The following is a 12044-nucleotide window of genomic DNA, read 5'->3' as shown; positions in this document are numbered from 1 at the left end:
GTACAACCTCCCAATATTGTTATTTACCCTTTCATCGCAATAACTTGCGTAACCGTTGGCATCCCTTCGCATGATGCGGTGATCACGGACGTATAGATTCGCTCAATGCCTCCGCCGCCATCCGGTCTAGATGCCAACGAAGAAGCGGGGCCTCCAGCACTGACAAAATCTTTGACTGTTATGCCCGCAGGCAAGCCGCCGGACGGATCCACATAAATGCCTGCACGGCCTGTAGCAAGCTGCGTCAGCCGCGATCCGCGAATCGTGCCCAGATTATCCAACAGCTTCCCGTCGCCGGCTAATCCAAACCGTACGAAAGCCGCCGCATCCGGGCAAAATACTCCCTTCGCATCATAGGCGCATACTTCCGCATAGATGCGTCCGTCTGCCATAGACGCCGTTGTCAGCTTCAGCTGTACCGGCTCGCCCCACGCCTGAGACTGGTACGTGAAACGCAGTTCATCGCTCACCGTTTCGCCGCCCCGCACCGCTACCGCGCGCACTTCGTACTCGCCGGCCCGCAGCTCCGTCTCCCAGCGCAAGCCTGCGCACGGGAAATCCTGCGAGTCTCTGCGCTTGACGCCAAGGCTTACGCCGTTCAGGAACAGCTCGACTTCTTCCGCATTGGAGTAAACCTTGATAAGCTTCCGCTCGCCTTCCTCGCCGGAGCGGACCGGCATCGTATGGCCGTAGATGCGGACCATCGGTTCGTTCGACCAGTACGATTGAAAAACATAGTAAGCTTCCTTCGGCGTCAAATCCCGCTCTACGATCCCTTTCATATTTAAGTACGGAATCGGCGAATCCGGGCGTACCGGCGTTGAGAAATCTTTGAACGACCACTGCGCCGCCCCTGTCAGCCAGCTCATATGCTCTTGGCATTTCAGATACCAATCGATCATTTCACAGAAATACGTCTCCGACCAATCGCCATCACGGGAAACACGCGGCTCGCCGCCCGTGAGCAAATAATCGCCGTCACGTTCGTCGGTTGATCCATCCGTTTTCTTCATCAGCTTGAAGCCCGTGTATGTCTCCTCCACATGCCGTGTCGGCAAATTGTCCGCTCCCCACTCCATATGGAAGAACGAATCGACATTCTCGAAAGCCGTTCTGCAGCTTGATTCGTAGTCCGTGTACACGCCGCGGTACCAGCCGGCCCAGATGGACGGCGAATACACATCAATGATATCTTTGCAAAATTCGCAGCGGCGAATCGAGGTCAAACGGCTCGGATCCAGTTCATGCGACAGATCGTGCAGCTGCTTCATGAAAGCGCGGATCTCCTGCTGATCGAAATAATCGAAGTCGCATTCCCAATCGTTCTCGTTGCCAAGTCCCCATAAAATAATCGACGGATGATTATAGTGCTGCTCAATCATCGCCGTCAGCATATCGATGCACTGCTGACGATATTCCGGGCCGCCAAGACCGCCGCGGCACCACGGAATTTCTTCCCAAACGAGCAAGCCGAGCTCATCGCACAGATCCAGCACAATGCGCGACTGCTGATAATGGCCCAATCGGATGAAGTTAGCGCCCATCGCTTTGATCAGCTGCATTTCTTCCCGGATGAGCTCTTCGGTCATCGCCGCTCCGACAGCCGCATGATCCTCATGCCGATGCGTGCCGCGCAGCAGCAGGCGCTCCCCGTTCAATTTAAACGGACCCTGCTTCATAAATTCGAAGCTGCGGAAGCCGAACCGCTCTTGCACCGTTGTCTCGCCGTCCTCGCAGCGAAGCTCCACCGCACAGGCAAACAGCTGCGGATCGGCAACCGACCATAACTGCGGATTCGCCACCTCGAACGCTGCAATCTCCCGCTCGCCCTGCCACGGCGCCATCGAGACCTCCGTTTGTTCGACGACCGTTCCATCCGGCTGCGTTAACGCAATCTTTAGCTTCAACATGCCCGCGGCGTTATCCGGATTATACAGCTTGGCGCGCACCTTGACCTTACCGCTGGCGGCAGATCCGCCCTTGATCTCGCCGACATCCGTCTGCACATGTACGCCAGCAAGCGAGACCTGCGGTACATAGACGAGGTTCAAATACCGGTACACGCCGCCATACAGATTGAAATCGCTTGCATCCGACGGGATTGTTTCCAGCTCTCTGCCGTTATCGCAGGCAATGGCCACCGGAATGCTTCCGGCATATCGTTCGATGGTCCGTGCCCGCTCCGCAGCTTCCGTGATATCGACCGTAAATTCGTCATAGCCGCCCAGATGCGAATCGACTTTCTCTGTGTACACGTACACGTCCGTTCGCTGGCCTGCCCCTTCGAAATGCAGCAGCGTCCGGCCTTTCGGGAACGGGTTCCGCACGTTCAGCTTGCTCCGGTACCAGCCTTGACCTTGGTAATATTTGCTGTCCGGGTCCATCACATCATAGCCGTTGTAAGTGTGCGGCAGCACGACCGTCTCCCACGGCACGTTGTAATGATTTTGCAGCTTGTCCGCACGCCACACTTCCCATGGGCCGCCAAGCGTACCGCGATAATGCTGCCAATTTTCTATCAATCGTTGCTTTATCATGAACGAGTACTTCCTCCTCTAGCTGCTTTCACTTTACCTGCTACTATCGTATCAAAAAAAAGGAAGTTAAAGTTTAGCCCTCTTATGATAAAATGTTGTTAGATTACGATGAGGAGTATGCGTCATGAAGCTGATGAATTATATGAACTTGAACGTTCATCCGGTCCAGTTATCGTTTTTTAAAAATAGATCGCGCGACTTCGAGGAAATATTTCACGCCCACCAGGGCATGGAGCTGCTTGTCGTCCATGAAGGCAGGGGAATAGCCGTAATTGAGCAACAAATCGTGGAGCTTGCCCCCGGTTCCATCTTCTGCTTCCGCCCTTTTCAACTGCACCGCCTTCGCATTCATAACTTGCCGCAGGAAAGCTACATCCGCTCGTTGTTCGTTCTGGAGCCGGGTGTTCTGGAGACCGCATTGACCGCGTATCCGGCCCTGCAGCAATTCCTGCGCAGCTTATGGAAGGATCCTCTTGCACCACAAACGTTTCAGTGTTCCAACCTCCCGGAGCTGGAGACTCTGTTCCGTCTCTATGCCCCGAGAATTGAAGCAGCGCCGGAACGGGGAACGGAGCGGCTGTTGGAGGAGCAGCTGCTGTTCCTGACAGCGTTCATGCACCAGCTGCGCACGGACGCTGAGGCTGCGCTCTCCGCTAGCGCCGCCCCGGTTGCCCTGCAACCGCGCAGAAGCTCAACGACCGCCGAGCGCATGCTGGCGTGGATCGAAGACAATTACCGCAAGCCCTTCAAGCTGGAAGAGCTAGCCCATGCGGTTCACCTGACGCCTAATCACGTTTCGGCGACTTTCCGCGCGTCAATCGGCAGCACCATCACCGAGTACATCACCGCCAGACGTATCCGCCAAGCCTGCTGGCTGCTGCGAACGACGGACATGTCGGTACAGGACATCGGAGAGGCTGTCGGGCTCGGCAATTTCTCGTATTTTTGCCAGCTGTTCAAGAAGCATGTCGGCTACACGCCATATACATTCAAGGGGATGCATCCACGGCAAGAGCCGGTCTAATCGCGCGTTTCCGCGTATCGGGAGCCGAGGTACAGCCTGCGCCGCGCCTCCGTGCCTCAGCCCCGGACACCGCAGTTTCACAGCGCAATCGCGCTCGATTAGGCCAATAGCAAGCGGCCCTCATTCATTGAATAAGGGCCGCTCTGTCCATTAGCCGGCCGGTTGATCCGTCTCCTCGATCAACTCCAGCTCAAGCACGGTATCTCTTTCATCCGGCAGCGCATAGGTAAAGACCGTCGGCGAAGCAAAGTTGACGAATGCATCGTCCGGGAACATCGCCGCGTTCCAAGGCCTTGACAGCACCAGCTCCGAGCCGTCCGCCAACAGTCGGGCATGCTTAATTTTGCCCTCCAAATTTTGCAGCAAAATAGCCCCGATCTCCTGTTCGAACAAATGGGCGTACAGCTTATTCCCTTTCTGCGTGTAGCGCCCCCAGTCCGGCTTGCTGCGCTTAGCCTGCCCGCAGCCGTAGATGCTGTCGCCGTTCAGGCGCAGCCAATCTCCGACCTGCTCAAGCACATCCAGCGACCACTGCGGAATGCGACCTTTCGCATCGGGCCCGATATTCAGCAGCAGGTTGCCGTTCTTGCTGACGCACTCCACCAGCTTGCGAATCACCGTTTTCGCCGATTTGTGCGCACGGTCCGCAGGTGCATACCCCCAGTTGTTATTTAACGTGATGCACGCCTCCCATGGGATGGGTGCGCCTTGGTTATCCGTCACACCGCTTGGAGGGATAATTTGTTCGGGCGAAGCAAAATCACCCGAGAACTCCGCCGGATGCTCCGTATATATACTGCTCTGATGCTCGTTGTTCCGCTCCAGCCGGTTATCAATGACGATGTGAGGCTGCAGTTCGCGAATCATTCGCACCAGCTCCGTCGCCCGCCATTTCTCCCCGCTCATGTCTCCGTAGGAGAAATCGAACCACATGATATCCAGCTTACCGTAACCTGTCAACAGCTCGCGAACTTGTCCGTGCATATATTCCAAATACCGCTCGAACTGTTCGTCGGTCCGCTGAAAAGCTTCGTTATCCCGCATCGGATGGTACGCATCCCCATAAGCCGGATAATCCTCGTGATGCCAGTCGATTAAGGAGTAGTACAAGCCTACTCGCAAGCCTTCGGCGCGAAACGCTTCCACGAATTCCTTAACCAAGTCGCGGCCGGCCCTGGTATGCACCGAGGTGAAATTGGTCAATTGGCTGTCGAATAGACAGAAGCCATCGTGATGCTTCGCCGTGAGTACAGCGTATTTCATGCCGGCCTGTTTGGCCGCCTTGGCCCAGCTCACCGGATCGTAATCGGCAGGATCGAACTCATCGAAATACGCGGTATACTGCTCCGCCGACATGCGCTCGATTCCGCGAACCCATTCTCCGCGGGCGGGAATCGCATACAGCCCCCAATGAATGAACATGCCGAAGCGCGCGTCGCGAAACCAGCGCGTACGTTCCTCACGTGCTTGAACGATAGATGTTGACATAGTCTACGCCTCCTTATTATTGCGAATCGGAATAACCATGTTCCACGTATTTCGGCCGCTGAAGCCGCCTGTCCCGTCCGCCGTCGCAGCGAATAAATGCGTTGGCTGGCCTTCCCGGAACAGCAGGAAGGGCCTTTCGAAATTGCCCATATACTGCGTCGTTCCGTCATTCCAAGCCACGATTCTGGAATATGATTTCGGGTTATCGCTTACTTGCCACTTCAATCCGTCGACGGACCGCGCATGGATGCCGCCGTGCTTTTCCCCGGCTACGTTCCCGTTCATATCTTTGGCGATCATTTCGTAACCGCTTTCCGTTCGCCAAACGAACGGGTCTTCCAAATGAATATCGGACGGCGGGAAAATCGGTTCGTCGCTCACCGCATAATAAGGTCCCCTGTAATGATCCGCCCGTGCAGCACCTAAGGACATATCGCTGTATTCATGCCCTTCATAGGCTCTGGCTTTGTAAATGAGCAGAACCGATCCGTCTTCGTGTACGCAAGGAGCCGGATTCGATGTCAAGTAACTATCATATTTCCCAGGACGTACATCCAGAATCGGCGAATCCAGTCTCTCCCACGGTCCTTCGACATGCCGGGATATCGCGAGCCCGATTCGTTTGTTGGACCTGGCCACGATGCAGCGGGGATCGCTCAACCCGTAAGGCTCTCCGGGAGCGACATCAGGGAAAGGATGCGTTGTCCCCATGTAGTACAACAAATAATGGCCATCGTGCTTCACAATATGGGGATTATGCGTGCTCCGGCCGTCCCAGTATTCCGCTCCTCGGGCCGGGAGCACGACCTCTTGAAACCGGTAAGGCCCTTCGGGCGTATCGGATACGGCCCGGACGACCTCCGACCGGACCAACCATCCCGGATGCATCGGAAGTTCCTTGGGCCAGCGGGAAGCGAACATATGGAAGCGCCCGTCCTCGCCTTGGACGACAGAGCCGCACCACACCCAGTAGCCTTCCATGGCAAAGCCTCCGTTCCTGGGAGCAGGAAGCAGACGTTCATACAAACTTTTGGACAACGAATCTCACTCCATTCTGGCCTTTGGCGACCTGACTCTTCCTCCATTATAGGCGGTGTCTCCCCCCCGTACTATTCAGAAAATCAGTTAAACTAAGTACAAAATCAGTTTCTTCCAGCTTGCAAGGACGCTCATGCCGAGCCTATACTATAGTTACGATTACCTGTCTGAGAGGACGTGCGCGAATGCTGTGTTTAGAACTATTAATTCCACCGCTGCCCACGCTTGTGACCGTCAAAAAAGCGACCTTCCCCAAACCGTTCCGCCACCACGACCGTACCTTTCCGCTGTACGATATCATTATCGTCCGCTCCGGGCGCTTCTATATAACGGAAGAAGACACTCCATACGAGATTCAGGACAATCAAATGCTTATTCTGGAGCCGGGGAAGCGGCATTACGGGCATCTTGCCTGCCAACCAGGCACCGTTCTCTACTATTTGCATGTCCAGCATCCCTCTGCCCGGCGTCTTTTGCCCCCCGAAGAGATTCGCTGGCACTCGGTGCTGCCCGTCCCGACGTATCATGAGCTTGAACCGCAGGAGCAGTTTATGTATCTTCCCAAGTTCAAGGAACTGAAAACCAATCAGATCTGGTCGATTCTGGACGAAATGGCCGAGCTGCGAAGCTCCTCCGTGCTTGAACGGATGCTTCCTCTGCAGGCGATGTTCGTTCAGCTGTTAATGCTTTTGCAGAACCAGGCCAAAACGTCCCACAATCACCACAGCAGACAAGTATGCGATAACATGATTGCGTATTTGAACGATCACATCGATAAGCCGTTCCGGCTTGATGAGATGGCGAGGCAGTTGAATTTCTCCGTCGATTATTTGTCCAAATGTTTGAAGAAGCATACGACTCTGACACCGCTGCAGTATTTGAACGGAATTCGCATGCGCAAAGCGCGCGACTTGCTGGAATTTTCCGAGCTCTCCCTGCACGAAATCTCCGCCAAGGTCGGCATCTCCGACATCAACTACTTTTTCCGCCTGTTCCGCAAAACGATCGGGGTGCCCCCGGCGAAATACCGGGCGTCTTTCTATGCCGAGGAAGCCGCTGACCTGGCGCGAACCTAATAAAGAAAAGCCCGAGCAGCCGGCATCACTACCCGGCTGTCAGGCTTCCTTCATTGAATGTACGATAAGGACGATGGTCATCCGAGCAGCTTCTCGAAGCACGCGTAAGGCTCTTTCCTCAGTGGAAACCGGATGCTCCCCACTTGCCGGTAACCGGCTTTCACATACAGTTGAGCGGCACCGGGGTTCCCGGAGAAGACGTCAAGCCGGATGCTGGCGCCGCCTGACAGACGTGCTTGTTCCTCGGCAAAGCGCAGCAGGTTCCCGCCAACTCCTTGTCCTTGGCGATCCGGCGCGACCGCCAGACGATGAAGGCAGCGGATCTGATCTGCCGCTTCCTCCGTCCAAGACAAGCCTTCATAGCGGGCACTTTGGCGGCTGTCCACCACAACGGCTCCGATGATGCGGGAGCCCTCGCGAACCCCGAAGGCGTTACCCCTTTTCAAATCGCCAGATATAACGAACCGGTTGGGATATAGCCAATCCCACTGGCGAATCCCTTGGCGATTCAGCTCGGCTGTTACCTTTCTGTACAGCGCTAACAGGTCGCTGCCATCCTTCACACCCAATTGCACGATCTCCATACTGCCAATCCCCTCCTACACCCGGCTTTGTTTCAGCTGACTAAGCTTTGCCGCCGAATGACGGCGGTATACGACCGTCCAGAGCACAGCCGCTCCGATGAAGCCATACAGCACGAAGTTCGAAAGCGCCAAGTAGCTCGCAGTCGGAAGCCGGTACACCATGACCACCCGCACCGCCGCTTCCATCGTCAGGATAACGCCCCAAACAAAGGTCATCATTTTCATCACGAAGCGGAAGTATGCATACTCCCAGTTTTCCGCAAAATGCGGCGAAGCGATAAATCGCAATGCCAGATAATACATAATGGGGCGCCGGAACAACAACGATCCTAGAAAAACCAGCCCGACAGCGGCCGTGATGAGCGATTCCCGGACAAGCAATATTTTCTCGCTGCCTCCCAGCAGAACGAGTACGATCGTCAATAGAAACGTGAAGAGCATCAATGTCCCGAAGGCATCCAGCTTGCGGTGTTTCAACAGGTGAACCAAATTGTCAAGCAGCGGAACGAGCGTTGCAATCGTCAAAGCCGCAAGAGAACTCATATACTCGGATAACCAGACGTACAGAGCCCAAGGCACAACACCATTGACAAGCAACGTGAAAATAATATAGTTACGTTTGGACATTTTAAATCTCTCCTCTCATGTGCGCAGAATCCGTAAAATCATCAGCTGAATGAGCGGGTCATGAAGGTGACGAGCTCCTCTACCGTCATCCGGCTCATTTCTTGGTTAATCGTATTTTGGACCCTCATGCCATATAAAAAAGTGACTAAACGCTCGGCTACCTTCTTGCCATCCACTTCTGCGGGAATGACGCCGTGAGCCTGCCCGACTTCGATCCAGTTCACACACGTTTGCTGCGTGAAAGCGAACACTTCCTGCACGATTACGGCGACCTTCACATTGTCCATCTGACTAAGCAGGTAGATGAAAATCTGGTTCGTCACATTGTTATGATGCGTCGAGTTGAGCATCCCTTCCGCAATAAGCTGCAGCGGGTTGGCAAGCCCTTGGGATTGCGGGCTGTTCACCAACTCTGTGAAGCGCGCATTGATTTGCATGATGCGGGATTTCAGCAGGAGGCCGAGCAGTTCATCCTTGCCCGTCACGTAATGATAGATCGCCCCTTTGGATAAACCCGTGCGCGTAATAATATCCTGCAGTGTCGTTTGCCGGCACCCTTTCTCCTGAATCAATGCCTCTGTTGCGTCCATAATGACTTGAAAACTTGCTTTTGCCGAAGTTGACATGGTGTGCTCTCCTTTTGATGATCGAACGGATTTACAGCCAGCATGCCGTTTAGTACGGCCTGGTGAGCTTACCACTCAATCGACTGTTTCCGTCTGATGGCGTCTCCGCTTACTGGCTGTCTGTGTAAATATTGTATTTCCTCGCTATGTTAGAGTTCCGAACCGACCGCCGGTCTGTTATGGCATTATCTTACTATACCGACCGTCGGTCTGTAAAGAGTGCTGCGGTACATTTTTTTTAATGTTCCCGTTAGCAGCCTACTTGCCGAAATGCGATTTCCACGCTACACTAGTACTAATTTGGACGTGAAGAACACGCCGCTTCGATACCTTGGTATCGGGGCGGCTTTTTGTTTTTCAAATTTGTATGGAGGAGCGGATCGGTGTGAGTGTGTCTCGTTTTGAGCAAATGTATGAGGAATGGATGGAGTTGAATATGAAGCAAGAGAATAATCCCAGGCGGCGCGAGATTTTGAATAAGGGACTCGGCCACGGGACGAAAGAATTTCTGCGTGCGATCTGGTTTCCGACGGTGCATAATTTCGATCATTTGTACCCGGAATGGGAGGTGCGCGATTTCAACAACGGTTACCGGTACTTGGATCTTGCCTATATGCCGGAAGGCGCCAAAGGGGGGATAGAGATTCACGGCTTCGGTCCTCATGCGAGAGATCTGGATGTGAGTCGATTTAAAGATTTGTGCTGGCGGCATAGTTTGCTGACCCTGGATAGGTGGACATTTCTGTCCATCGCCTATCCTTCCATCATGGATGAGCCGGGGCGCTGTCAACAGCTCGTGCTGGCGTTCATTGGAACGTTCCTTTCGACAGATGTGTCCGGGGAGCTCAATGGTTACGAAGCGGAGACGATTCGATTGGCGCGGCGGCTCTTGCGCCCGTTCACGCCGACTGAGTTGGCGGACCACTTGCGTATCTCCGAGCGGCAAGTCAGGCGGATTTTGCACAAATTAGTGGAGCGTGGATACCTGATGGTCGTGAGTGGCGGGCAAAGGTTTCGCACGTACGGATTGCGGAGGGAATAACCGGGAGTGGTCCGGCCTGCTAACGGACACAGATGCGCTTATTCGGCGGTTTTTGCCGAATTCATGAGTTAATGGACACCGATGACGCTATTTGCCATTTTCGAGGGGGATTCGACCTCGAAATTGGCAAATAAGCGCTCTGGTGTCCGTTAGCCGAAACGCGCGCCGCTTCCCACGGCATTAACGGCCGTGGTGTCCGTTAGCTTGGCGCGCCCGCCGCCATCCCTCCCCTGCGGGGCTCGCTCCTGCGCAGGCCGCCTTCAACCGGCGGCAGTGAACCCGGCGGGCCCCACACGTCAGCCCGCGCACCCGCCGCAGGCGGCTTCCGCTCGCCCCCTACAACCGCGCCAGCGCCAACCCGCAGAACGCGTCCACCGGCGAGACGCCGCGGAACGGCTGCTTGCCCAGCAGGCAGCGCAGGATCGCCCGCTGCACGGCGGCCGAAGCATTGTACCCGTTGATCATCGCCGGCATCGTCGGCATCTCGTACAGTGTGTACGGGTTGCCCAAGGAGATGAACACCGTCGGTACCGTTGTCGGGTACCACGTGAAGATACCGCCCGCTTCCTCCGGCGACAAGCGCAAAGAATTTTGCATAAAGCCAGGCGCTTTCTGCGCCACGAAGATCACAAGGTCAATGTCGTTGCCGGCCGGCTTAAGCCGGTAATCCCGGATGACCTCGAAGCCTTCCTCCGCCAGCATCTGCGCGAACAGGGTGCCGCCGGAGCCATTCTCCGCGAAGAGAGAGCCTTCGCTGCCCGATGAAATCAGCAGCACGCGTCGATGCTTCTCCACCGACAGCGGAAGGAGCCCCTGCGTGTCCTTCACGAGCGTCACCGAATCCCGCGCCAGCTCCTCGGCCAAAGCTAATTGCTCGGGGGAGCCGACCTGCGTCAAATCCTGCTCCGCCTGCTGGGGCAGATGAAGTCCCAAGGAAGCCTTGAGCGCCAGCACTCTCGTCACGGCTTCGTCCAGCCGCTGCTTCGTAATGACGCCATCGCGCACTCCCTGCAGCATCGCTTCATAGTCGAACCTTAGATCTGTCGTAAATAGAAACATATCTACGCCGGCTGCAATGCATTGCGGGACGATCTCGTGGCGCGGTCCCCAGCTGGTCATGCCGATCATCGCCGTTGCGTCCGAAATGATCAAGCCGTTGAAGCCCAGCTCTTCGCGAAGCAGCTTCACATTCAGCTCGGAGGAAAGCGAACCCGGCGTATGCTGCCGCCGCACGTCGTCAATGCCAAGCTCCTTGTAATACGCGGGCAGCGCGATGTGTGCGCTCATGACGCTTTTGGCGCCGGCTTCGAACGCCGAACGGTATAGGCGTCCATAGGTTTCACGCCAATGCTTCATCTCCATGGAATTGACCGTCAGCACTTTGTGCTGGTCGCGGTCATCCATCCCGTCTCCTGGCCAGTGCTTGACACAAGCCGCCATACGTCCGCTCTTCTGCACGCCCTCGAGCGCCGGAATCGCGTACGACTCCACCACCTCCGGCGTATCCCCGAAAGCGCGTGTATTGACAATCGGATTCTGATGGTTGTAATTGATGTCCAGCACAGGGCCGAATATCCAGTTAAAGCCCATCGCCGCTCCTTCCGTCGCGATGCCTTCGCCGAACGCCCGCGCCAGTTCGGGCTTACCCGTAGCCGCCACCTGCATGTTCATTGCCAGGTTCGTCCCGTCAATGGCTCCGCCAAACCCGCCGGACTCCAAATCCCCGGTAACGAGCAGAGGCAGCTTGCTGCGCCTCTGCATATCGGCTATTTGGGCCTGCTGATTCGCTTTCGTAGCTTCAGGACTGAAGGCGAAGAGATGCACGCCTCCAGGTTCAATGCTCAGCAGATCCTCCTGCTCCGGCATGAACGGTGTCTGCACGACGACGAACAGCTGGCCGACTTTCGCATCCAAGCTCAGCGCCTCCCGGGTCTTCGTCACCCACGAGACGGCGTCCTCCGACAAGTAAAACGGATTGCCTTTAAGCTGATCTTCTGTCATC

General features: G+C 55.5%; 10 protein-coding genes. 3 read left to right on the top strand and 7 right to left on the bottom strand.

Translation table 11 applies throughout. The features are described from left to right. Nucleotides 1-23 precede the first annotated feature (23 nt). Nucleotides 24-2537 (bottom strand): glycoside hydrolase family 2 TIM barrel-domain containing protein, encoded by a 2514-nt coding sequence (locus PUT07_RS09640; protein WP_274467744.1) that lies wholly within the window; start codon nt 2535-2537, stop codon nt 24-26. 124 nt (nt 2538-2661) lie between these two features. On the opposite strand from PUT07_RS09640, the gene PUT07_RS09635 reads away from it, so the two are divergent. Continuing rightward, complete coding sequence (locus PUT07_RS09635; RefSeq protein ID WP_274467743.1) at nt 2662-3561, top strand: AraC family transcriptional regulator; 900 nt, start codon at nt 2662-2664, stop codon at nt 3559-3561. Between the two features lie 150 nt (nt 3562-3711). Here the strand turns inward: PUT07_RS09635 and PUT07_RS09630 are convergent, their stop codons facing one another. Then, nucleotides 3712-5049 carry an alpha-L-fucosidase gene (locus PUT07_RS09630; RefSeq protein WP_274467742.1) on the bottom strand — a complete coding sequence of 446 codons (1338 nt, stop codon included), beginning with the start codon at nt 5047-5049 and terminating at the stop codon, nt 3712-3714. Between the two features lie 3 nt (nt 5050-5052). Beyond that, nucleotides 5053-6087: a glycoside hydrolase family protein gene (locus tag PUT07_RS09625; RefSeq protein ID WP_274467741.1), complete on the bottom strand. Its 1035-nt coding sequence runs from the start codon at nt 6085-6087 to the stop codon at nt 5053-5055. 185 nt (nt 6088-6272) lie between these two features. On the opposite strand from PUT07_RS09625, the gene PUT07_RS09620 reads away from it, so the two are divergent. Next, nucleotides 6273-7163 carry a helix-turn-helix transcriptional regulator gene (locus PUT07_RS09620; RefSeq protein ID WP_274467740.1) on the top strand — a complete coding sequence of 297 codons (891 nt, stop codon included), beginning with the start codon at nt 6273-6275 and terminating at the stop codon, nt 7161-7163. Nucleotides 7164-7240: 77 nt separating this feature from the next. On the opposite strand, the gene PUT07_RS09615 is transcribed toward PUT07_RS09620, so the two are convergent. Genes PUT07_RS09615 through PUT07_RS09605 form a run of 3 tightly spaced genes read right to left on the bottom strand, consistent with a single transcriptional unit; the run spans nt 7241 to nt 9000 of the window. Next, nucleotides 7241-7747, bottom strand: a complete 507-nt coding sequence (locus PUT07_RS09615) for a GNAT family N-acetyltransferase (protein WP_274467739.1) — start codon at nt 7745-7747, stop codon at nt 7241-7243. A gap of 15 nt (nt 7748-7762) precedes the next feature. Next, on the bottom strand, nt 7763-8374 hold the full coding sequence (locus PUT07_RS09610; protein WP_274467738.1) for a VC0807 family protein: 612 nt from the start codon (nt 8372-8374) through the stop codon (nt 7763-7765). Nucleotides 8375-8415: 41 nt separating this feature from the next. Then, on the bottom strand, nt 8416-9000 hold the full coding sequence (locus tag PUT07_RS09605) for a TetR/AcrR family transcriptional regulator (RefSeq protein WP_274467737.1): 585 nt from the start codon (nt 8998-9000) through the stop codon (nt 8416-8418). Between the two features lie 391 nt (nt 9001-9391). Here PUT07_RS09605 and PUT07_RS09600 point away from each other — a divergent pair, with 391 nt between their 5' ends. Continuing rightward, on the top strand, nt 9392-10042 hold the full coding sequence (locus PUT07_RS09600; RefSeq protein ID WP_274469263.1) for a transcriptional regulator: 651 nt from the start codon (nt 9392-9394) through the stop codon (nt 10040-10042). Between the two features lie 336 nt (nt 10043-10378). Here the strand turns inward: PUT07_RS09600 and PUT07_RS09595 are convergent, their stop codons facing one another. Then, on the bottom strand, nt 10379-12043 hold the full coding sequence (locus PUT07_RS09595; RefSeq protein ID WP_274467736.1) for a glycoside hydrolase family 3 protein: 1665 nt from the start codon (nt 12041-12043) through the stop codon (nt 10379-10381). Nucleotide 12044: the final 1 nt, after the last annotated feature.

This window comes from Paenibacillus sp. MAHUQ-63 (assembly GCF_028765165.1).
Classification (GTDB): Bacteria; Bacillota; Bacilli; order Paenibacillales; family NBRC-103111; genus Paenibacillus_E.
This window is presented reverse-complemented; position numbering and strand designations above follow the sequence as displayed.